This window comes from Anaerosolibacter sp. (genome assembly GCF_029240175.1).
In the GTDB taxonomy this organism is placed as follows: domain Bacteria; phylum Bacillota; class Clostridia; order Peptostreptococcales; family Thermotaleaceae; genus Anaerosolibacter.
In genome coordinates, this window is the sequence record NZ_JARBTM010000001.1 from 43,126 (window position 1) to 65,496 (window position 22,371).

At 38.6% G+C, this 22,371-nt stretch carries 22 protein-coding genes; all 22 read right to left on the reverse strand.

Going from position 1 to position 22,371, the window contains the following annotated elements; translation table 11 throughout:
* Window positions 1–13: 13 nt before the first annotated feature.
* The gene (locus K0R93_RS00210) at window positions 14–787 is read right to left on the reverse strand and encodes an ABC transporter permease (protein WP_300295752.1); all 774 of its coding nucleotides are present in this window, start codon (window positions 785–787) and stop codon (window positions 14–16) included.
* Window positions 781–1,620: an ABC transporter permease gene (locus tag K0R93_RS00215; RefSeq protein ID WP_300295755.1), complete on the reverse strand. Its 840-nt coding sequence runs from the start codon at window positions 1,618–1,620 to the stop codon at window positions 781–783. The genes K0R93_RS00210 and K0R93_RS00215 overlap by 7 nt, the downstream gene beginning before the upstream one ends.
* Before the next feature lie 2 nt (window positions 1,621–1,622).
* Window positions 1,623–2,666 (reverse strand): spermidine/putrescine ABC transporter ATP-binding protein, encoded by a 1,044-nt coding sequence (gene potA, locus K0R93_RS00220; protein WP_300295758.1) that lies wholly within the window; start codon window positions 2,664–2,666, stop codon window positions 1,623–1,625.
* Between the two features lie 304 nt (window positions 2,667–2,970).
* A complete protein-coding gene (locus K0R93_RS00225; RefSeq protein WP_300295761.1) occupies window positions 2,971–4,194 on the reverse strand; it encodes an MFS transporter in 1,224 nt (407 codons plus the stop codon).
* Window positions 4,195–4,411: 217 nt separating this feature from the next.
* Window positions 4,412–6,298, reverse strand: a complete 1,887-nt coding sequence (locus K0R93_RS00230) for a heavy metal translocating P-type ATPase (protein ID WP_300295764.1) — start codon at window positions 6,296–6,298, stop codon at window positions 4,412–4,414.
* Window positions 6,299–6,363: 65 nt separating this feature from the next.
* The gene (locus K0R93_RS00235; RefSeq protein ID WP_300295767.1) at window positions 6,364–6,795 is read right to left on the reverse strand and encodes a MarR family winged helix-turn-helix transcriptional regulator; all 432 of its coding nucleotides are present in this window, start codon (window positions 6,793–6,795) and stop codon (window positions 6,364–6,366) included.
* 180 nt (window positions 6,796–6,975) lie between these two features.
* The gene (locus K0R93_RS00240; RefSeq protein WP_300295770.1) at window positions 6,976–7,371 is read right to left on the reverse strand and encodes a transcriptional repressor; all 396 of its coding nucleotides are present in this window, start codon (window positions 7,369–7,371) and stop codon (window positions 6,976–6,978) included.
* Window positions 7,372–7,523: 152 nt separating this feature from the next.
* Window positions 7,524–7,676, reverse strand: a complete 153-nt coding sequence (locus K0R93_RS00245; protein WP_300295774.1) for a FeoB-associated Cys-rich membrane protein — start codon at window positions 7,674–7,676, stop codon at window positions 7,524–7,526.
* Between the two features lie 9 nt (window positions 7,677–7,685).
* Window positions 7,686–9,704 (reverse strand): ferrous iron transport protein B, encoded by a 2,019-nt coding sequence (gene feoB / locus K0R93_RS00250; RefSeq protein WP_330684945.1) that lies wholly within the window; start codon window positions 9,702–9,704, stop codon window positions 7,686–7,688.
* Between the two features lie 122 nt (window positions 9,705–9,826).
* On the reverse strand, window positions 9,827–10,111 hold the full coding sequence (locus K0R93_RS00255) for a FeoA family protein (protein ID WP_330684946.1): 285 nt from the start codon (window positions 10,109–10,111) through the stop codon (window positions 9,827–9,829).
* 22 nt (window positions 10,112–10,133) lie between these two features.
* Complete coding sequence (locus tag K0R93_RS00260; RefSeq protein WP_300295777.1) at window positions 10,134–10,520, reverse strand: metal-dependent transcriptional regulator; 387 nt, start codon at window positions 10,518–10,520, stop codon at window positions 10,134–10,136.
* A gap of 366 nt (window positions 10,521–10,886) precedes the next feature.
* Window positions 10,887–11,897, reverse strand: a complete 1,011-nt coding sequence (locus K0R93_RS00265; protein WP_300295780.1) for a FecCD family ABC transporter permease — start codon at window positions 11,895–11,897, stop codon at window positions 10,887–10,889.
* Complete coding sequence (locus K0R93_RS00270) at window positions 11,894–12,901, reverse strand: FecCD family ABC transporter permease (protein ID WP_300295783.1); 1,008 nt, start codon at window positions 12,899–12,901, stop codon at window positions 11,894–11,896. The genes K0R93_RS00265 and K0R93_RS00270 overlap by 4 nt, the downstream gene beginning before the upstream one ends.
* 73 nt (window positions 12,902–12,974) lie before the next feature.
* Complete coding sequence (locus K0R93_RS00275; protein WP_300295786.1) at window positions 12,975–13,901, reverse strand: iron-hydroxamate ABC transporter substrate-binding protein; 927 nt, start codon at window positions 13,899–13,901, stop codon at window positions 12,975–12,977.
* Window positions 13,852–14,697 carry an ABC transporter ATP-binding protein gene (locus K0R93_RS00280; RefSeq protein ID WP_300295789.1) on the reverse strand — a complete coding sequence of 282 codons (846 nt, stop codon included), beginning with the start codon at window positions 14,695–14,697 and terminating at the stop codon, window positions 13,852–13,854. Before K0R93_RS00280 ends, K0R93_RS00275 begins: the two co-directional genes overlap by 50 nt.
* 255 nt (window positions 14,698–14,952) lie before the next feature.
* Window positions 14,953–15,882, reverse strand: coding sequence for a mannose-6-phosphate isomerase, class I (manA, locus tag K0R93_RS00285; protein WP_300295792.1), 930 nt, complete (start codon window positions 15,880–15,882; stop codon window positions 14,953–14,955).
* 118 nt (window positions 15,883–16,000) lie between these two features.
* Window positions 16,001–16,882 (reverse strand): ROK family protein, encoded by an 882-nt coding sequence (locus tag K0R93_RS00290; RefSeq protein WP_300295795.1) that lies wholly within the window; start codon window positions 16,880–16,882, stop codon window positions 16,001–16,003.
* Window positions 16,883–16,912: 30 nt separating this feature from the next.
* Window positions 16,913–17,863: an ROK family protein gene (locus K0R93_RS00295; protein WP_300295798.1), complete on the reverse strand. Its 951-nt coding sequence runs from the start codon at window positions 17,861–17,863 to the stop codon at window positions 16,913–16,915.
* Window positions 17,844–18,515, reverse strand: a complete 672-nt coding sequence (locus K0R93_RS00300; RefSeq protein ID WP_300295801.1) for a D-sedoheptulose-7-phosphate isomerase — start codon at window positions 18,513–18,515, stop codon at window positions 17,844–17,846. The genes K0R93_RS00295 and K0R93_RS00300 overlap by 20 nt, the downstream gene beginning before the upstream one ends.
* An 85-nt stretch (window positions 18,516–18,600) precedes the next feature.
* Window positions 18,601–19,536 carry an ABC transporter substrate-binding protein gene (locus K0R93_RS00305; protein ID WP_300295804.1) on the reverse strand — a complete coding sequence of 312 codons (936 nt, stop codon included), beginning with the start codon at window positions 19,534–19,536 and terminating at the stop codon, window positions 18,601–18,603.
* Window positions 19,537–19,591: 55 nt separating this feature from the next.
* Window positions 19,592–20,608 (reverse strand): ABC transporter permease, encoded by a 1,017-nt coding sequence (locus K0R93_RS00310; protein WP_300295807.1) that lies wholly within the window; start codon window positions 20,606–20,608, stop codon window positions 19,592–19,594.
* Between the two features lie 23 nt (window positions 20,609–20,631).
* The gene (locus K0R93_RS00315) at window positions 20,632–22,149 is read right to left on the reverse strand and encodes a sugar ABC transporter ATP-binding protein (protein ID WP_300295810.1); all 1,518 of its coding nucleotides are present in this window, start codon (window positions 22,147–22,149) and stop codon (window positions 20,632–20,634) included.
* Between the last annotated feature and the right edge of the window lie 222 nt (window positions 22,150–22,371).

The following is a 22,371-nucleotide window of genomic DNA, read 5'->3' on the forward strand; positions in this document are numbered from 1 at the left end:
CTTTATCACCCTTTCATTCTTTTATATTGCTTGCTCTTTGCTGAAGTATAATCAACAGGCTCAATACACCGATAAACAGAATTGTCGATAATGCATTGATTTTGGGACTGACCCCTAGCTTTGTCATAGAGTATATTTTGATTGACAATGTATTTACCCCTGATCCTGTTGTAAAGAAGCTTACCATAAAATCATCCAATGACAGGGTAAATGCCAAGAGAAATCCTGTTACAACACCTGCCATAATCTCTGGCAAGATCACCTTAAAAAAGGCCTGCAGAGGTGTGGCACCTAAATCCAGGGCAGCTTCCTCCAAGTGGGGATTGAGCTGATAAATCTTAGGCAGAACGGCTAGAATCACATAAGGTATGTTGAATGTAACATGGGCCAGTAATAAGGTTATATATCCCAGCTTAAACTTCAACCACACAAATAATGCAAGAAGCGAAATACCAATAACGATGTCTGGATTCATTACGGGCAAATAGGTTATATTCATAAAAACAGCCTTTGCTCTTGGCTTCATATGATGAATGCCAATGGCAGCTGCCGTTCCAATGACTGTAGCTAATAAAGAAGCCAATATGGCGATGGTAAAAGTATTATAAAGGGCACTGATAATGGTACGATCTCTCATTAGTTCTTGATACCACCGCAGGGTAAATCCACTCCAATTTCCTCGGTACTTTGAATCATTGAAAGAGTAGACGATCAAAACCAAAATCGGCAAATATAAAAACACGTAAATGATGCCAGCATATGCTGCCTTGCAGAGTTTCTTTACCATAATTGTCTTCCCCCTCCTTCCCCTTGGTATTTCGATGTAATACCCATGGTAATCAAGATCATGATAATCATAATCATGGATATGGCTGATCCAAACTGCCAGTTTCTCGCCACTAGAAACTGGTTCTGGATGAGGTTACCCAGAAGAACCGTTTGCCCCCCGCCCAATAAATCAGATATGACAAAGGTACTGACGGCTGGCATAAATACCATGATAGCTCCTGAAATTACACCTGGGAGACTTAATGGGAAAATTACTTTCAAAAAGACTTGCCAAGGAGGTGCTCCTAAATCTTCAGCAGCTTCCACAAGACTGTTGTCTAGTTTGGACAATACTGAATAAATAGGTAATACCATAAAGGGAAGAAAGTTATAAACCATCCCCAGTAAAACAGCATTATGACTATATAACAGCTTTAGCGGTTCATCAATGATGCCTATGTATATAAGAAATTGGTTAATCACACCTTGATCTCTTAACAACACCATCCAAGCATATGTTCTTAGTAAAAAATTGGTCCATAAGGGCAGCACAAACAACATGACCATGATATTTCTTTTTTTTATGGTACTCTTTGCAATAATCATTGCCATAGGATAACCTAGGATAAAACAAGCAAGAGTACTCTGGGTTGCCAGTAGAACAGAACGCCAAAGTACATTTATATAAATAGGTTCTAAGAATTTCCCATAGTTCTCTGCCGTAAATTCATAAATAATGTTTCCATAGGCAGAACGGCTGCAAAAACTATAAACAGCGATGATAAGGATCGGTGCTATACTAAATACAAGGGCCCATATGCCATAGGGTACGGATAGCCATTGTTTTTTCATCTCTATCCCACCTTCTTCATGATATGGATAGCATCAGGACCAATTTCCATCCCTATGGCTTGCCCCACTTTCACCATGTGTATATCATGGATCATCCAGGTCATTTCTGATTCGTCCCGTACCAAAATCTCATAGTGAACCCCTTTAAACACCACCGACTCTACCACGCCCTTGAGCATCCCCTTATTGGCTTCAACGATTTGGATATCCTCTGGCCGTACCAGCACTTCTACCACTTCATTTGAGCCAAATCCCTTATCTATACAGGTAAAGCTTCTCCCTTCTATCTTCACCTTAAAATCCTCTTCCATAATGCCATCAAGGATATTCCCTTCGCCTATAAAATCAGCCACAAACCGATTTACCGGCTCATTATAAATATCTTCAGGTGTTCCGATCTGCTGAATCTCTCCCTCACTCATTACCACAACCCGGTCTGACATGGTCAACGCTTCTTCTTGATCATGGGTAACATATATAAAGGTAATTCCTACTCTTTGCTGCATATTTTTCAGCTCTAGCTGCATTTCTTTTCGAAGCTTCAAATCTAAAGCGCCCAATGGTTCATCTAGCAAAAGCACCTTGGGTTCATTCACCAACGCCCTGGCAATAGCCACCCGCTGCTGCTGTCCTCCGCTCAAAGATTGAACCTTTCGCTTCCCAAAGCCCTCTAGATTCACCAGTTTAAGCATATAAGCTACTTTTTCTTCAATTGCCCCTTGATCCAGCTTTTTTAGCCTGAGACCAAAGGCAATGTTGTCAAACACGTTTAGATGGGGAAATAACGCATACTTCTGAAATACCGTATTAATTTGTCTCTGATAGGGAGGCACTTCATTAATTTGCTTGCCCTCAAAAATAACATCCCCTGCAGTTGGCTCTTCAAATCCACCGATAATCCGCAGGGTTGTCGTCTTCCCACATCCGCTGGGTCCCAGCAGTGTGACAAACTCCTTTGGTTTTATTTTTAAATCAATTCCGCAAAGAGCCTCTTTTTCCATGAATTTTTTTGTCAATCGGCTCAGTTCAATAATATATTCTTCCATAGGACCCCTCCTCACCTATCATCTATATCGCTGTCATTTAAAATGAATTATTTGCTTTAACCAATTTAGTGTCTGTAAGCTTGAATATTGATGAGATTAAATCGACTTAATTATATTTTTTTTGTTACCTTTTGTCAATGTCATGAATTTTCAAAAAATGCCTGTCTTCCTTATCATACCTGAATAACGCTAGCAAAAAATAGTAATACAGGGGCCTAAACCCCTGTATATTACATAATAAAATTTTTGTTTTATATTTTATAAAAATTCATCCTCGTTATCAGCACACAATGCTAAGACTATTTTAGCTGATTCTACCTTTTGGCTTTCCTGCTTCAACGAGATCTTTACTGCCAATGAGGAAAAAGCTCTGGATGAATAGTAGAAAACCCGTTCCTATTAACAACAGTTCTATTTGAATCACATCTGCCATCGGTCCAAATACGAGCATTCCCAATGGCATCATAGAACTTGAAATCATCCCCATTACACCGAATACTCTTCCCAAGTAATCTGGATCAACTTTTTCCTGGAGCAGAACGGTTGAAGGGGTATTGAAAAATGGCATGGCTATACCAACAATTCCCATGATCAATAGATAAAGCCAGAAAATAGGCACTACACCCAGGGCTAGCGTGCAAATGCCAATGACAAAGCTGGAAAGGGTCATGGTAAATACCTTGTTGCTAAAACCGCCCCAAGAAGCCATAATAACCCCACCTAGCATCATTCCCACGGAAAAGGTGATTTCAATGGCAGTTAATCGCCATACATCCTCCCCAAAACTCCTGGTGACCTGAAGCGGAGTTAAAAATGCAACGGGCGCTACTAGGAAAAAGAAGAAGGCACAGAATACAAAAAACTTTCTCACATAAGCTTGGTTTCTAATATAGATGATGCCTGCCTGCAAGTCCTTGAAATAATCGATTTTCTCTTGATTTTGGGCCTTGGTATGTGCTGGCACTTTTAGAAAGAAAAGCAGTACCAAAACGGCAATAGCAGCTGTAAACACATCAATAAAAAAGATAGTTTCGATGGTCGCCATGGTAAGAAGAGCACCGCTGAGCATCGGTGAAATTAACATTACCATTGCCTGAATACTGCCGTTAATTCCATTGACCCTTGTTAACTGATCCTCTGGCACTATTTGAGGAATAAATGCTCCAATGGCCGGTGTCTGAATACCAGAACCAATTGCTCTAAAAGCAGACATAACAAAGAGTAGTCCCAAAGAATCATAGCCTAATAAAAATAATATGGCTAGTAAAAGTGTTGCTATGGCAATGAATGCATCAGAAAGCATGATAAGGATTTTCCGATTATATCGATCGGCCCACACCCCTGCAAAGGGCGAAAGGAAAAAGGTCGGCACAAAACCGCAGATAATTGAAATCGTCATCATAACACCTGATTTGGTATTGAGTGTGATATACCACATAATTGCATACTGAACCAATGAAGAACCAAATAAAGATAGTGTTTGACTTACTAAAAACAAAACCACATTTTTTTTCCAGTTGTTTATCATACTTGATTTGTCACTCCGATCAATTATACTTTTTCATCTTTGAATATTTCCTATATAACATCTGAGAATCCACACAACCTTCAACTTATATAAGAAATATACCACGAAAAGGCATCTAATAACCACCTCAGAATAATTAGGATTTTTTTTGCGCAAAAAGGTTGCAAATGATCATAATCCATCTGCAACCTTTCTTTGATCAGAATACCTTTTTCAATTAGATAATCGCTTTATATTTTATCAATGTTGCAGAACTCATAACTACTAATATAGAACCTAAATTATGTATCAACGCACCAATGATTGGATCTATCATCCCTAACGCAGCCAGAAGAATTGCGCCAAAGTTAATTGCCATAGACAGAGCTATATTAAACTTTACTGTACGAAGTACCTTTCTAGCCAGTACGAATAGTTCAGGAATTTTGCTTATATCATCAGACATTAGTGCAATGTCAGCTGTTTCTACAGCAACATCTGCCCCTAATGCACCCATGGCAATGCCCACATCTGCTCTCGCTAGAGCTGGCGCATCATTTATGCCATCCCCTATCATACATACCCTTTTGCCCGCTCTTATTTGTGACTCAACAACAGCAACCTTATCTTCTGGTAGCTGCTCTGCATATATTTCATTAATACCAGCATGGCCTGCTACCCAGGAGGCAGTGTTTTTGTTATCGCCTGTCAGAAGAAGAATATGCTTTATACCTAGACCTAAATTTTTAATATTGGAAATCGATTCTTTGACATTGTCTTTCATTCGATCCGCCACATTTATCAGTCCAATAATAGTATTTTCTATCGTTACAATCATAACTGTTTTTCCTTGACGCTCATGATATGATATCTTCTCCATATATTCATTTGTAATTTCAATATTGTTTTCTTTAAGAAGTTTCAGGTTGCCTACCATTACTTTCTTTCCATTAATTATAGAGATGACACCTTGCCCTAGATGAATAGTAAATTCTTGTGGATCAGAAATACTTAAAGAAGCGTCTATAGCTTTTTTATAGATCACTTTACCAAGGGGATGTTCAGAGAATTTTTCAGCTATTGCAGCTAATTGTAGTACATCACTTTCTCCATGTTCCTTACTAAGACTTATGATTTCAGTGACTTCAGGTCTACCATGGGTGATCGTACCAGTTTTATCAAAGGTTATTGTATCAATTTTTCCTATGTTCTCCATCACTTCGCCACTTTTTATAAGAATACCGTTCCTTGCAGCATTTCCGATACCTGCCATGATGGCAGTAGGAGTAGCTAGCACCAATGCACATGGACAAAATACAACAAGAATAGTAACTGCCCTGGTAATGTCCTTCGTAACTAGATATGTGATGATAGACAAAATCAATGCTAAAGGAACGATAACCGTTGCCATTTTATCTGCTAATCTGACTACAGGTGCTTTCTTATTCTCGGCTTCTTTCACTAGTCGTATTAATTTAGACAAGGACGTATCCATTCCAACCTTTGTTGCCTGTACTTCAATTGCTCCCAGCTGGTTTAAGGTACCCACGAATACTTCGTCTCCAACGGTTTTATCTACTGGCATAGATTCCCCGGTAATAATGGATTGGTTAATGGTTGATTTACCACTAATTATTACGCCATCTATTGGGATTGCTTCACCGGGTTTAATAAGAAGAATATCCCCTACCTTTATTTCATCAACTGCAACCTTCTTCTCACCTGATGCCGTTCTAATCCTTCCGGTTTCAGGAGATAGCTGAATTAATCTTTTTATACCTTCTTGTGCCTTCCTAACAGTTCTATTTTCTAATATTTCACCAAGCATCATGATAAACGCCACTTCACCCGCTGCGAAATACTCTCCTATTACGATTGAAGCGACAAGGGCTATACTAACAAGTAGCCCTGCCTTTATATCATGTCTTACAAAAAGTCCAATCAAAGCACCACGAATAATTGGGGTACCGCTAATAATAATACTAAACCAAGCAACATCAAATGGCAGCATACCGCTAAGCCAGCCGAACCAACTTATCACTAAGAATATACCAGATAAAACAGTCAAGGCAATGGTTCGATGTTCCTCATCGACAAAATATCTTTTAATACTAAATGTATTCATATTTTCTCACCCACAAATTCTTTCATTTATATTTTCAAATATCGTGCTCAACGTATTACAATATTTTAGAAGGTATCTTTGTTTATTTTTTTTAGAATATTATATAGCTGTTCTATTTCATCTGCTGAAAGAGAGGACATCATTTGCTCTGTTAAATCAATATGATATTTATGATGTTCTTCAGCTGCTTCAATTCCCTTTTCAGTTAAACGAATCAAAATTACCCGTCGATCTTCCTTTGTAGATTCCCTTTGGGCATATTTCTTTTTTTCTAACCTATCTACTGTAACAGTGGTTGTTCCCGTTGTTACCCCTAGTTTTTGGGCTAACTCTTTCATATTCATTTTCCCATACTGTCCTAAAACTTCAATTGCATGGGCTTCAGAAACAGTTAATTCACTACTCTTGATTACAGAGCTTTCCCACGATGAAAACCCGTTAAAGAAATATAGCAATTCATCTGTTAACTCTTTTGTAATTTCATCAGTTGATTTCATATTGACCAGCAACTCCTTTTGATATTAATAATATTTGATATTAATATATTTTGAATTTCAAACTAATATTACCATAAATATCTCCTCTTGCCAATATACATTTGATCGTGAAGATACCGAGCAAAAAGAAATAAAACACTCTATCATTAGATGTGTTTTATTTGCTTAATTTTATTCTGTTCAACATGCATGGCTGCATTTGCCATAAATTTTTACTGTAGCACTTCTTATGGCAAAACCGTAATCCTTGTAAATCTTTTGATAAAGTGTAATTTCTTTATTGATTTCTAACTGCTCTTTTCTTCCACACTTTCCACATACCAAAGTACAATAATTACCTTCTGCTAATTTATATTTTCTCGTACCCTTTACTACATCATTACATGTTATCCTTCCGATTGCCATTAATCTTTCAACCGCTCTATACGCAGTTCTTTGACTCATCATCGGGGCATCTTTGTTAATGTCCTCAAGCAGCATGATTACATCAAAGATTTCAAATGGTTTCGCCTGAAATACTTGCAGCACTAATTCAACATTTCTGGTTAATTTCTGATCAAAATTAAGTTCTTTCATATAGCCGCCCTCTTATAGTTTCTTCTTTACCAATGAAAATAAAATTGTATTTCTAAATAAGCACTTTCTTCAATAATTGAGAATATAATGAAGAAGGAAAAAATCCGATTAATTTCTACTCGGATTTTTTATCACTTGTTTTCAATTGTCTACTACTTATGAGTGTTACAGCCACAATTGCTTTTACTTGTTCCACCAGAAGGACAGCCAATACATTTGGCTCCTTTTTTCTTTTCAATAACAATCTTTGCGATAGCAGCTCCTACTATTGCTAATATAACTAGGATTACAATTATATTTGACATAATTCCCTCCTATATGCTTACAGCAAGCTTTTCTTGCGCTCTTTTATTACCTTTTCTCACAAGATATACAACAATACCAATTAATGCAGCTACAACAACTAACCCTGGTATGAATCCAGTGCCCACTGCACCTGTTGTGATCAATGTTCCTACCTGATAAGTAATAAATGCCACAACGTAGCCCATACCAAATTGGAACCCTATACCACTCCACAGCCACTTCTTATCTTCCATCTCTGAGTTCATGGCACCAATAGCGGCGAAACAAGGTGGTGTGAACAAGTTAAACATCAAGTATGCCAATGCCGCTACTGAGGTTAAGCCCATTATTTGAGCAACATCTGAGCCACCTGAAACAAGAGCTAATTCCTCTGTATCAATAAAGTTTGAAATACTATATACTACAGCTAATGTTCCAACTACATTCTCTTTTGCTATGAAACCTGTAATTGCAGCGGCTGCCAATTGCCATACACCAAAACCTAATGGTACCAATAAAATTGCAAATGGTGATGCGATACTTGCTAAAATACTTGTATTTTCTGCACCTTCAGCAACCACTTGGAATTGCCAGTTGAATGTTTGCATGATTTGTACTGCCGCGTTACAAAGAAGTATGATTGTACCAGCCTTAATAATAAATGCTTTACCTCTTGAAAGCATAGATATAGTGGCTCTTTTGATACTTGGAAATCTATATTCTGGTAACTCCATGATGAAGAATGATCTTGCATGTTTCTCACCGGTTATTCTTACTACGATTAGGGCTCCTGCAATGATAATTGCAATACCAAGGAAGTACATAGTCGTTCCTACCCATGCTGCATCATCAAAGAACACGCCAGCAAATAATGCGATAACAGGCAGCTTGGCGCCACAGGGCATAAAAGGTGTTAACATTGCAGTTGTTCTTCTTTGCCTTTCGTTCTTAATGGTTCTCGTTGCCATAACCCCTGGAATAGCACAACCTGTACCAATAATCATAGGGATGATTGATTTACCTGATAAGCCCACTCGCTTGAAGAAGCGATCCATCACCACTGCAACGCGAGCCATATACCCACAGTCTTCAAGCAATGCCAATAAGAAAAATAATACCATAATCAATGGTAGGAAACCAACAACGGCTCCAACGCCTCCGATAATACCATCCAATAAAATTGAAGAAAGTACAGGTGATACACCTTCACCAAGGGATCCTTCTACCCAAGCATAGAATGAATCAATCCAGCCAACAAAAGTATCTGCTAAAAATGGTCCTAAATGGGTTTGTGAAATTGAGAAAACCGCCCACATAACCACTGCAAAAATAGGGATACCCAGCCATTTATGGGCTAAAATTCTGTCAGCAGCATCCTGCTTCGTTTGACTACTACTATTTACCTGTCTATTCTCTACCTTTGCAACAATTCCTTTGACAAACGCATATCGTTTTTTGTCTGAAGCTTCAACGGAGCTTTTATCTGACATATTTACACCTTTACTATCAAATGGTGCCGTTTGCGTCTTACCCTTCACCCCTACTACTGTAGAAATAAGCTTTTCTAAACCATTGTCACTCCCTTTTGTTGACACTGTTTCAATGACAGGACAACCCAATAGTTTAGATAACCCGTCCACATCTATCGTTGTCTTTTTCTTCATGGTTAAGTCGCTCTTATTTAGTGCAACAACAACTGGTATTCCTATTTCAAGAAGCTGCGTCGTAAAGAATAAGCTTCTACTTAAATTCGTTGCATCAACGATATTAATAATAACGTCCGGATTTTCATTTTTAACGAAAGCACTTGTAATGCTTTCCTCAGAAGTGAACGGAGACATTGAATATGCCCCTGGAAGATCTACAGCTGTAACTTGTACATTTGTCTTATTAAGGCTTTTCTTAATCTCACCTTCTTTTTTCTCAATGGTTACGCCTGCCCAGTTACCTACTTGTTCAACGCTTCCTGTTATTGCATTAAATAACGTTGTTTTTCCACTATTGGGGTTTCCCGTTAGCGCTACTTTCATGTGCCCCTCCATATTCATGGATATTGACCTCCTTTTTATGATTGTTAGGTTTACCTAACTTTTCAAGAATAAAAACTCTCTTGAAAATATATTATTTTTATGTAAAGTTAACCTCGGTTAACTTTTTACCCAATAAAAAGCTATATGATAATAGCTTCAGCCAAATCTTTATCAATACTGTATCTTGCATCCTTTACTGTAATAACATAATTCTCTGCAAGAATAGATATCACAGTTATTGATTCTCCTTCATAACAACCCAATGTAAATAAGAAGTTCTTAAGCTCTTCATCATTTGTCTTAATGTCCTTAATAATATATTCTGTATTAATCCTTCCTTGTGCTAAATTCATCAGTAGACTATCCAATCTTTCTGTTTTGTTTAAAGTTCTAGCCATAGATTTATTACCTATAATACTCTCCATATACACACCTCCCAAGTTTGTGCTACCTATCAATACTTACATTGTTTTTGTATAAGTATGTTTTCATAGCTTCTAGAATATCATCACTTAGCACATGCTCCATTCTACATGCATTTTTATCGGCTTCCTCTGCAGTCAACTCAAGAGAATGTTCGAGAAATAGTGATATCAATTGATGATTCGCGAATATTTGCTTTGAGAACTCTTTACCCTTTTTTGTTAATGTAATGGTTCCATAGGCTTCTTTATTCACTAAACCCTTTCCTTTAAGATAATTCGTTGCCTGTGATACACTTGGCTTTGATACCCCTAGACGTTTTGCGATCTCAACAACATGGGCATGACCATAACTTTTCTCTAATATATGGATTGTTTCTAAATACATTTCCATTGACTCACTATTTTTCATTTTATCACTCCGTTTAAATGTCACTTTATATTACGAAGTCTTTGGTAAACATTTATTAATGCCTATTGTTTTAATTTGTCTCTTGATAATAATTATCATTATATATAATATCATCTATATTCTAACAGTACAATGGCTTTTTATCATTTATTGTTATTTTCTAACAATATAACACTTACATTATATGGAATATACTCTACCACTGGATGCAGGGATGCTCCCATTGCCCCTTCTTACTGATAAAGAATATCATTTCCAAACATCATTGTCAATAGATTGAGAATTAAAATCAATGATAAATAATCTTTTTTATCACTTATTAGCTATTCTAATTCTATTTTCATGGGGTTAAATTTATTCTACTTATTAAGATTTCTTCACTAATAGATATAGAAAATAGGGTGCACCGATTAACGCCACCATAATACCCGCTGGAATCCCATTAGGTTCAACCATATGACGACCTACTGTATCTGCAAATAATAGGAACCATCCGCCTATTAAAACAGCAATAGGGATAAATAATTGATTTCTTGGTCCTATCATTGCTTTGGCCATATGGGGAGCTATTAGGCCAATAAATGAAATCCCTCCTGTGACAGATACTGCAGATGCCGCAAGGGCAACGGATGTCAACAGAAGCTGAATACGCTCTCTTTCAAGTGAAATACCTACCCCAATAGCCATAGGTTCACTCAAGCCAAGTATGTTCAATTGATTTGCCTTGTACAAGGTAAACGGAATCAAAATCATTAACCATGGAAGAATTGCCAAAATAAACGGCCAATCTGCACCCCAGATACTTCCAGATAGCCATTTGGCTATAAAGTCTACTTTCGTACGCTCACTAGAGGAAATAAGGACAATCATCAATCCCGAAAGTGCCGTTGAGCAACCAACACTCACAAGAACCATCCTAGCGGGTTGAATTCCTTCACCTCTGTGATAGGAAAATAGATAGATGATACATGCTGTGATGAGTGCTCCCACAAAAGCAACGAGGGGAAGTATCATAGCAAAAGCACCTGAATGAATAGGGAAAAACAGAAAGAAAATGGTAATCGCGACACCAGCCCCAGCATTAATCCCTAACATCCCAGGATCAGCTAAATCATTCCGTGTAACCCCTTGGAGTATTGCTCCAGATAGCGAAAGAGCCATACCCGCAAGCAGTGTGATGAAAATACGCGGTAAACGTATAGAAAATAAAACAAATTCCTCCTTTATAGTACCATTCCCTAGAATTGTTGAAATCAATCTATCGTAAGATAGGGACGCAGTACCCATTCCCATGCCAATAGCAATGGTTATAATGATGAGAACAAATAAACTACATAAAATCAATTGCTGTTTTTTTATTAAGGCTGGTTGGATCATGAGAGTATTTTTCCTCCTTTCCCCACAATGAATAAGAAAAATGGCAATCCCAGCATAGAAACAATGGCTGCCACCGGTGTTTCATAGGGTGCGTTGCTTGTACGACCAAGAATATCAGCAAAAATCATGAAAGCAGCTCCTAAAAAAACGGATATGGGTATCACAAATCGATAATCACTTCCGATTATTCCTCGAACCACGTGGGGAATGAGTAGGCCTATGAAGACCATATTTCCAGCAAGAGCAACAGAAGCCCCGGAAAGTAAAACAATTACCATGAAAAGTATCATTTTTATTTGCGTTGTTTTTTGTCCTAAACCCACTGCCACTTCTTCACTTAAACTCAGGATCGTAAGCTGTTTTGAAAGTAAAACGGCTATCAGTATGCCAATAGAAATAATAGGAACAATTGCTTGAAGCTGACTCCATGTCGTACCAATTAATCCACCAGCTGTCCACATGGATACTTCCTTTGAGATTTTATAATAAATACCAATGCCTTCTGCTACTGCGTAAAGGAATGTTGAAACAGCAGCACCAGCTATCACAATGCGGTAAGGAGTAAACCCACCTTTTCTTGCCATATTGACGCCCAAAACCAATAGCACCCCCACAGCTGAACCAATAAAACATGCAATGATGATTCCAAAATAACTCATTGAAGGAAAGAACACCATAGCGATAGCCAATGCTGCATTTGCTCCAGCAGTTAGTCCCAGCAGCCCTGGGTCAGCCATAGGGTTTCTTGTAATTCCCTGCATAATAGCCCCCGACACTGCCAGTGCAGCACCAACAAAAGCTGCTGCAATGCCGCGAGGCAAGCGGATCTCGCGGATGATCAAGATTTTATCTCCAGCTGCATCAGTGACAACCGCTGCCCAAACATCCCTGACGGATATATCTGCAGCTCCTAGCACCATGGCCATAACAAACATACCTACGAATAAAAGAATTGCAGCCATTAATTTAATGACAAAAGAGATCGAATATCGACTTTTTTCCATCATCAGTCTCCTAACTTTCGGTTTATCACGCAAAGGAAAGAGGAACTCTTGGGTTAAGAATTCCTCTACCTTGCTAGTTTCCTAGTAAACTTTTTCTAAAGAAATCTAATTGATACTCTAATGTAATTGGATCATTATAATAGAATTCTTTAGAATCTGCCTCGAACACCCGATTATTTTTTACTGCAGGAATATTTTTGTAAGTATCCGTTTCTTGGAATGAATTATCTGCATCTCGATCTTTGCTGAAAATTATATAGTCTCCAGCGTACTCCGGCAGAATTTCTGATGATAATGCATAGTAACCATCTTTCAAGGCCATTTCCTTTACTTTCTCCGGCATTTTCAATTTCATTTCTTGATAAAGAATTTCTGTTCCCCGTCCCCAATTATCTCCAAATACATAAAGTTGTTTTTCGAAGCTTTCGATCACAGAAATCGTTGCATCGGCACCAATTTTCTCCTTGATCTCTTCTCCAGATTTTTGAGCTCTTCCTTTAAAATCATCAATCCATGTCTGGGCTTCTTTTTCTTTGTTCATCAGCTTGCCAACTTCTAGAAATTGTGTCAAATAATCAACTTTGCCATATGTATAGGTGACAGTGGGAGCAATTTCTTTTAGTTTATCGATGTTATTGGCCGTTGATGGCGCAATAATCAAGTCTGGTTCTAATTCAATAATTTTTTCCAAACTTTCTTCCGATACTTCTACGGCATCTTTTATATATTGTTCATATCTCGGATTCATTTTAGACCATGAGTCTACGCCAACAATATTGCCATCTAAGGCCATAACATTACCAGAAATAAAAGCACTTAATACAACGATACGCTTTGGCTCAGCTGGTACTTCAATAGGTCCATTCTCGGACTCGTATACAATTGTTTCTGGTTGAGCTTCCTGCGCTGATGAGACTTTCTCTTTTCCCGTGGTTTGATTGCTACAAGCACTAATAATTAGCACAAACACTAGAAGGATAGGGATTAATATTTTTTTCATTGTTCGATTCTCCTTTTAAAATGTTATAGGTAATACACATTGGTTTATTGGTTCGCGGGTCTCTGCCGATCTCAGCATCAATATGAAATACTTCTTTCAGCACATCCTGACGAATTACCTCATCACAGTTTCCTGCCTTTACAACAGTTCCACTTTTTAGGGCAATAATATAATCTGCAAACCGTGCTGCTTGATTTAGATCATGAAGCACCATCACAATCGTGCGTCCCTGTTCAACGTTTAGCTTTTTCAGAAGCTCTAAAACTTCCAGCTGATGGGCCATATCCAAATAGGTTGTAGGTTCATCAAGAAAGATAATTTCAGTCTCTTGGGCAAGGGCCATGGCAATCCACACCCGCTGCCGTTGACCTCCTGACAGGGCATCTATAGTCCGATACTTGTAATCTTTTGTTCCAGTAACTTCTAGTGCCCAATCAATTACTTCATAGTCTTTTTGCGTCAACCGCCCAAATCCTTTTTGATAAGGAAAGCGTCCATAGGATACAAGTTCACTGACTGTTAATTCACTTAAACTCTCAGGGGTTTGTGGAAGAATGGCTATTTTCTTAGCCAGCGTCTTCGTGTTTTCTCTTATAATGTTTTTTCCATCCAATATAACGGTGCCAGATTGATGGGAAATAATACGGGTGATTGCTTTTAATAGGGTAGACTTTCCACAACCATTGGAACCAATAATAGTTGTAATTTTTTTGTCTGGAATCTCCACGCTGAGACCCTTTACAATCAACTGTTCTCCATAGCCAACGCTTAAGCTCTCTGTATAAAGACGCCCCATAATTCAACCTCCATTCCTCAAAAACTCATTTATAAATAGTAATGATTATCAATATCAACATTACCTATTATAGTTTCATCTTCACTTACTGTCAATAGATATTGTGATCGTTATCTCGTTTCCTTTGAAGACATAAAAATCCAACAAAGTAGATTATCGTGGATCAACTACTTTGTTGGATTTTTATGGAAGATATGGGCCATAAACTTTATAAAAGGCCCCTATACAAATATTTTGTGAGTAATTTGCTTTTTCCTAAACATGGGAAATGATTAGTTCCAAATTTCCTACGAAGGTTAATGGACCATAATTAGAGGGAATGATAAAATGATCCCCTTTTTTAATATCTACACCGTCAATACTGCCTGAACCTTTCAAAATATTTATTATTTTAAATTTATTATTGTGGTCAAAGTTCACTTTCCCATCTGCATACAGTCTATATACAGAAAAATATTTTTCTTCTATTAAGTTTTCTTTATATCCATTTTCGAATTCTTGAATATGCCTAACGATTTCATGATCTCTATGGGGCACAGTGGTTACATCAATACTTTTGTGGATATGTAATTCTCTAGGTTTACCATTCTCTAAACGATCATAATCATATACTCTATAGGTTATATCACTGGATTGTTGTATTTCTAAAAGTAATGTCCCTTTTCCAATTGCATGCATTGTACCTGCAGGAATATAGTAGAAGTCTCCTGGTTTAATTGGGACTTTTCTGAGTAAATCTTCCCAGTTACCTTGATTTATCATTTCTTCCATTTCTCTTTTACTTTTTGCATGATGTCCTAGGATTAATTCTGCTTTGTCGTCACAGTCAATGATATACCAGCATTCCGTTTTGCCTAACTCACCATTTTCATATTCATAGGCATAATAATCATCCGGATGTACCTGAACACTGAGATCATCACTGGCATCAATTATTTTCGTAAGTAGGGGAAACCTATCGCCTTCTAGATTTCCGAAAATTTCTCTTTTGTTTTCCCACATCCAGCTTAAAGTTTTATCTTTATGTTCACCATTTACGATCTTACAATCCCCGTTCTGATGGGCGCTTACCGTCCAACATTCCCCTATATTTTCACTATCTATAGAATAATCAAAATATGTTTTCACCCTATTTCCGCCCCAGATCTTTTCATGAAAAACTCCATCTAAAAACAATAGTTCCATCTGTCTCCCCCTTTTAATACTTTATAAACAATAATGATTACAGTATTAAAATATGACAGCTAAACATGGATATATAACTCTCTCCAAAAAAATCAAAGGAATGAAATCCTGTTAAGCTTCATTCCTTTGCAAAATTTATATCCGATAGACTTCGATGGGCTAATATGAATCCTCCCGTAATTCCTGCATTATTTCCTAGGGCAGGTGTTACAATGTAGGAAACCAAATCCGGGGTTTCAACATAGTTTGCCAATAACAATGAAAACTCTTCCCTTACGAAATCGATCATCCTAGGCTGATCCATCACGCCGCCCCCCAAGATAATCTTTTCCGGTCTTAGTATTAGTGTATAATTCACCAGGGCTTGGGCTAGATAATAAGCAATGATCCTCCAAATCCTGTGATCAGCACCTAAATTTTGTGCTTTTACACCATATCGCTTTTCAATAGATGGACCCGCTGCAAGTCCTTCAAGACAATTTTTATGGTAAGGACACACGCCTTCAAAATCATCATCAGTATGATTTCTTATGATAATATGACCCATTTCTGTATGCCCGAACCCTTCTACAATCTTTCCATCTAGTATTGCACCCCCGCCTATTCCAGTACCCACCGTCAGATAAATGCAGCTATTATTCGCTGAAGCACTTCCAACTTGATATTCCCCTAAACAGGCTGCGTTTACATCGGTGGTCCATCCAATGGGTATGCTGTAATGCTTTTTTATCTCACCTAGAAGATTAAAGTTTCTCCAGTTTTTTTTCGGTGTAGAGGTAATATACCCATATGTTTCTGACTTTTTATTTGTACCAATAGGCCCAAAGGAACCTATTCCCATGGCCTTCAGATTCCTATACCCATCGAAAAAGTTAAAAATTTTTTGCAGTGTTCCCTCTGGATATGTGGTAGGAATAGAAGTCTTATCTACTATTTGAAATTTCTCATCTCCCACTGCACAAACAAATTTTGTACCACCTGCTTCTATGGCACCGAACATGGCTTTCACTCCCAACCCAAAACAATTTATTTATACAATAGCTGTGACTATCGCCCCATAATCTCCGATTCTTTCACCTAATTGTGCCGGAACGATTTTGACAGCCTTTCTAGAACGCTCTAGAGCTTGTTTTTCAATCTCTCTGTACATTTCTTCATCTAAGAACTTTCCTGCCCGTGCATATATGCTGCCCACAATGATGATTTCAGGATTTAAGATATCTATAAGGATGGATAATCCTCTGCCAAAGTACTTTCCTGAAATCCTAAATACATCCAGTGCATCTCCGTATCCAGCTTCAGCAGCTTCAGCCACATCCTTCGTTGTGATGTGGTGTATTGAACTCTTCATAAATGATGCTTTTGTACCTTGTTCTTCTAATTCATGGGCTTTTAATTTGGCTATTTGGGCAATACCGCCTCCACTACAAAACCCTTCAAAGCTCCCATGCTTTCCATGGCCTACTGGCCCATCGATCTCTAAAGATATATGTCCCACTTCTCCAGCCATGTTGCAGGCACCTGTATATAAACCTCCATTAAGAATCAGACCTGCCCCTAATCCCGTACCAAATGTAAGAAAGATTAAATTTTCATGACCTCTTCCAGCCCCATATTTCCATTCTGCCAAAGCACAGGCGTCAGCATCATTTTGGAGCTTTCCTTTAACACCTAATTTACCATGGAGATACTCAATAATGGGGACATGATCCCACCCTGGGAGGTTTGGTGGTGATTGAATAATGCCCTCCTTGCTGTCAAGGGGACCTCCGCAGGAAACACCGATTTTAAAGTTCTCATCTTTTTTACCGCTGATCTCTAGCATATGCATTCCTGCCAGGATTAACTGATCCATTATTTCCTTCCAGTTTGTTGTAGTCTCTATCTCTTTTCTACCAAGAAAATGAATCCTGTCATTGAATACTTCTGCTAGGATGACAGCCGATTTCGTTCCTCCAATGTCAAATCCTAAAACAATCATAAATTCCTCCAAAGATTTCATATTCGAGAGCTCTACAAATAAAATGGTATAAAGGAAGATGGTATTCCTGTACCATAAATGTCTCCTGGACAGGAACATTTAACAAAATATCACTTAGTTTTTTAAGCTCTCCCCCGGTTTCTCCAGTAAGGGAAACCACAAAAATATCTTTTGCCTTCGCTACCTTTGCAGCATAGCAAACATTTTGGGCATTTCCCGATGTGGATAATCCTATAAGGACATCATTTTTTTCCCCATAGGCATATACTTGCTGCGCATAAGCCATATCAAAACTTACGTCATTCCCATAAGCTGTTAGAAATCCTGTCTGTGATACCAGAGACACTGCAGGTATTGCCCCTTGAATACAACCCGTTATATATTCGTAGTCTTTGTCATATCCACAGGCCTTAAGCCTTTCTTTGAAGTTTTCATCCACTGGTCGCTTTATGTAAAATTCTTTCAAAAGCTCTCCCACGATATGTTCACTATCGGCGGCACTTCCACCATTTCCACAAACAAGGATTTTCCCTCCATTTTTTATTCTATATACGATTTGATCTATTAAGGCTCTAATGTTGTTTTCAAGGTAATCCATCATGGGATACTTCTCTATAAATTCTTTTAATATATGATCTATTTTGTTTTTCAAATGATATCACCCTTACACTATAAGTACGATGAATGCTGATATGATTTTAAAGGGTTACCTAAGTAACCCCTTAATAAACATCTTTCTATAGAGACTCCTTTGTGATTACAGAAACACCTGTATCCACATAGTCCTTATCAACAGTACCGCCTTCGAGTACTTTCACAGCGGTCTTCATACCTTCATATCCCATCACATCAGGATTTTGTGACATTGTGGCTAAAAGATGGTCTTCTTTAATAAGCTGTAAAATCATATCGGATTTGTCAAAGCCTACACCTATAACTTCTCCACCTGCTTCTTTGATTGCATTTCCTGTTCCTACGGTTGACCCTTCATTTCCTCCAAATATACCTACAACGCCTTCCGTAATATAGTTGGCTGCTATATCCTTTGATTTTGCTGCATCTCCATCTCCATACTGTGTCTCAAGAATCTCAAAACCTTTGCCTTCAAAGGCTGCTCTAAATCCCTTTTCTCTTGCTACAGTTGATGCGGTTGACGCATTTACATTGACAATACCAATCTTGCCAGATGTAACACCCTTACCCCCTAAGGCTTTAAGCATTTCTTCTCCTGCTGTTTTACCAGCGGCTTCATTGTCTGTCGCCAATGTTTGTTCTGCTGGAAAATCAGCTGGTGAGTCTACGTATACAATCTTAATTCCTGCTGCCTCTGCTTCTTTCAGTGCTGATGTTACGGCTGTTGGCCCATTGGCTGCTAAAAGAATTGCATCGGCTCCACCTGCGATGGCATTATTGATACTTTCGATCTGCTTTGCATCATCTTTCACATCCGGGGCAAGCCATTTGTAGTCTACATTCCCAAGCTCATCTGCAGCCTTTTTTGCGCCTGCATCAACCGTTACCCAGTGCTGATCCATTTGGTCCATGGTGATCAAATACACCTGATACTTATCAGTCTCACCACCGCCGCTGCTTACATCCGTATTGCTTGAACATCCTGCCATTGAAAGAATAAGTGTTAAAGCTAAAATCACTGCAAAAATCTTTTTCTTCACAACAATCCCCCCATTTTTTTATTTATAAAGCTTTCGCTTTAATAACTTCTGTAGGCTATACCTTGGCTCGGGCCTTTATTTTTGCCTTGTTTTTATTTGCCCTTACAATAATATCCAGGAGCACCGAGATGATCACAATAATGCCTATGACGATATTTCTGATGGCCACAGGTGCACCGGCAAATTGAAGGCCGTTCTGTAATACACCCCAAATGGACGCTCCTACTATGGTTCCCAGGAGAATCCCTTGTCCGCCAAGGGTACTGACTCCGCCTATAACTGACGCTGCCACTGCATAAAGTTCATAGGTTGTTCCTGCATCCATGGTCCCCATTCCGCTGGTAGCTGTAATCACAAGGCCTACGGTGGCAGAACATACTGCACTTACCAAATAGGTCTTAGTGACTGTACTTGCAATATTTACCCCGGAAAGGTGGGCCGCATGGATATTACTTCCTACCGCATAAATATGTCTTCCTGTTCTCGTTTTGCTGAGTATGAAATTAAACACCACCCAAATCCCAAGGGCAATCCATATGGTGTTATAGAGTCCAAAGGTTTTTCCATAATAAAAGAAATTTCTAAATCCTTCTGCTGCTTCCCCTATGGAATCGGTATTGTAGTTATTGTTAACAATCTGTGCGATACCCCTTGCGATGGTCATGGTACCAAGGGTTGCGATAAAGGCTGGCAGCTTAGCCTTTGATATCAACTGTCCATTTAATACGCCTATGATGAGGGCCGTTATATAGGTAATACCTACAGCGAGCCATGGGTTCATCCCTTTTGTCATGAGTGTCGCTGAAATCATACAACTCATCCCCACAACAGAGCCTATGGACAAATCAATATTTCCTGTGATGAGGACATAGGACTGGCCAATCCCGATCAATATAATCGGAGCAATCTGTCTTAACAGGTTAGAAATATTCCTATTGGAAAAAAAGTTAGGATTTAATATGCCAAACACCACAATCAGCACCAAAAGTCCGATGGTCACAGTAACAACTTGCCCCATTCCTCTTTTGGAAAAGAGCTTCATGAATTTGTTTGGCTCATTTATGTTTTCCATATGATAATCTCCCCCATCTCTTCTCAAGCCCCTTTGCCTTCTTTCATCTTATTATCAAATTTGGTGGCATATTCAAGAATAATGTCCTGTGTGGCTTCTTGGATATCAAGCTCTTTTGTGATTCTTCCATCTGCCATGACAAGTATTCTGTCACTGATACCTAGGATCTCTGGCATTTCCGATGAAACGAACAGCACACCAATCCCCTGGCTTTTTAATTCATTCATGAGATTATAGATTTCCACCTTTGAGGCCACATCGATTCCCCTTGTGGGTTCATCGAATATGACCACCCTAGAATTTCTTATCAGCCATTTACCCACAACAACCTTTTGTTGATTGCCTCCTGAAAGGCTCCCTGCATCTACTTCGGCGTTGGCTAACCGAATCCCAAGGTTCTCAACAGATCTTATGGTCACTTCTTCCTCTTTTTTTCTATTCACAATGCCCAGTTTGTTCGCCAAGATGTCCAGATTGGGAAGGGCTATGTTATCTCGTATGCTTAGCTTCGTACATAATCCATCCTTTTTTCTGTCTTCTGGAACTAGTACAATTCCTGATTTTATTGCATCTATGGGCTTCATGATTTTAACCTCTCCCCCATCAACAAAAATTTCTCCAGATTCCTTGGGATCGACACCGAACAACGCCCTGGTGGTTTCTGTTCTTCCCGCACCCATTAGCCCGGCCATTCCAACGATTTCACCCTCATAAAGGGAAAAATTAATAGCTCTCACCATTTTCCCTGCATTTAGATTCTTCACTTCAAGTATTTTCTTTCCTACACGCCTCTCCACTCGAGGGAATTTCTCAGTAATCTCTCTGCCTACCATATACGATATGATTTCCTTCAAGCTCGTATCTTTGTAGTTCATAGAAGTTATATATTGTCCGTCCCTTAAAATCATGACTCTATCCACGATATACTGTAGTTCTTCAAGTCTATGGGATATATATACGATGCCATGACCTTCGTTTTTCAATCTTTTGATGATGGTAAATAAATCATCGATTTCCTTAGATGTTAAAGCAGATGTAGGCTCATCCATAATCAAAATTTTTGCCTTCGTTGATAAGGCTTTAGCAATTTCTACCATTTGCTGCTTAGACACGGATAAATCTCCAACGATTGTCTCAGGGTTGATATCGATGTTCAAACCCCTAAGAATTTTCCCAGCCTCTTCATTCATCTCTTTATCTGCTAAAACACCCTTCTTCGTTAACTCTCTCCCTAGAAAAATGTTTTGGGCCACCGTCAGGTGATCACACATGTTCAACTCCTGATGAATAATAGCTATACCTAGTTCCTGGGCCTTCACTGGATCCATATCATCGATGGTCTTGCCAAATATTTTCATTGTGCCACTATCTTTGGTATACACACCGGACAATATTTTCATAAGGGTAGATTTGCCTGCTCCATTTTCTCCAAGAAGGGCAAGGACTTCTCCTGATTTCAGTTGAAATGAAACATTATCCAGTGCCTTCACACCAGGAAAATCCTTGGAAACGTTTTCTAATTCAACAATATACTTATCCATAAAAACCCCCTAACCAAGCTTCCACCATACAATCTTGAACAAAGTTGCCTATCGGCAATTTGTTTTCGCTAGGAAACCCTAGGTTTCCTTCGACGGCTGCGAGACAGCCTGAGCACCTTCCTGAAAGCGGCAAAGGGGAATCCCCTCTGCACACCCCATATACAGGAAATTATTTGACTATAATTTCCTGTATATTAAAAATCCTATCATGATTTTAAAAAT

Coding starts and splice junctions, on each gene's coding strand:
- K0R93_RS00210 (WP_300295752.1), bottom strand. CDS start 787: ATGGTAAAGAAACTCTGCAAGGCAGCATATGCTGGCATCATTTACGTG.
- K0R93_RS00215 (WP_300295755.1), bottom strand. CDS start 1,620: ATGAAAAAACAATGGCTATCCGTACCCTATGGCATATGGGCCCTTGTA.
- potA (WP_300295758.1), bottom strand. CDS start 2,666: ATGGAAGAATATATTATTGAACTGAGCCGATTGACAAAAAAATTCATG.
- K0R93_RS00225 (WP_300295761.1), bottom strand. CDS start 4,194: ATGATAAACAACTGGAAAAAAAATGTGGTTTTGTTTTTAGTAAGTCAA.
- K0R93_RS00230 (WP_300295764.1), bottom strand. CDS start 6,298: ATGAATACATTTAGTATTAAAAGATATTTTGTCGATGAGGAACATCGA.
- K0R93_RS00235 (WP_300295767.1), bottom strand. CDS start 6,795: ATGAAATCAACTGATGAAATTACAAAAGAGTTAACAGATGAATTGCTA.
- K0R93_RS00240 (WP_300295770.1), bottom strand. CDS start 7,371: ATGAAAGAACTTAATTTTGATCAGAAATTAACCAGAAATGTTGAATTA.
- K0R93_RS00245 (WP_300295774.1), bottom strand. CDS start 7,676: ATGTCAAATATAATTGTAATCCTAGTTATATTAGCAATAGTAGGAGCT.
- feoB (WP_330684945.1), bottom strand. CDS start 9,704: ATGAATATGGAGGGGCACATGAAAGTAGCGCTAACGGGAAACCCCAAT.
- K0R93_RS00255 (WP_330684946.1), bottom strand. CDS start 10,111: ATGGAGAGTATTATAGGTAATAAATCTATGGCTAGAACTTTAAACAAA.
- K0R93_RS00260 (WP_300295777.1), bottom strand. CDS start 10,520: ATGAAAAATAGTGAGTCAATGGAAATGTATTTAGAAACAATCCATATA.
- K0R93_RS00265 (WP_300295780.1), bottom strand. CDS start 11,897: ATGATCCAACCAGCCTTAATAAAAAAACAGCAATTGATTTTATGTAGT.
- K0R93_RS00270 (WP_300295783.1), bottom strand. CDS start 12,901: ATGGAAAAAAGTCGATATTCGATCTCTTTTGTCATTAAATTAATGGCT.
- K0R93_RS00275 (WP_300295786.1), bottom strand. CDS start 13,901: ATGAAAAAAATATTAATCCCTATCCTTCTAGTGTTTGTGCTAATTATT.
- K0R93_RS00280 (WP_300295789.1), bottom strand. CDS start 14,697: ATGGGGCGTCTTTATACAGAGAGCTTAAGCGTTGGCTATGGAGAACAG.
- manA (WP_300295792.1), bottom strand. CDS start 15,882: ATGGAACTATTGTTTTTAGATGGAGTTTTTCATGAAAAGATCTGGGGC.
- K0R93_RS00290 (WP_300295795.1), bottom strand. CDS start 16,882: ATGTTCGGTGCCATAGAAGCAGGTGGTACAAAATTTGTTTGTGCAGTG.
- K0R93_RS00295 (WP_300295798.1), bottom strand. CDS start 17,863: ATGATTGTTTTAGGATTTGACATTGGAGGAACGAAATCGGCTGTCATC.
- K0R93_RS00310 (WP_300295807.1), bottom strand. CDS start 20,608: ATGGAAAACATAAATGAGCCAAACAAATTCATGAAGCTCTTTTCCAAA.
- K0R93_RS00315 (WP_300295810.1), bottom strand. CDS start 22,149: ATGGATAAGTATATTGTTGAATTAGAAAACGTTTCCAAGGATTTTCCT.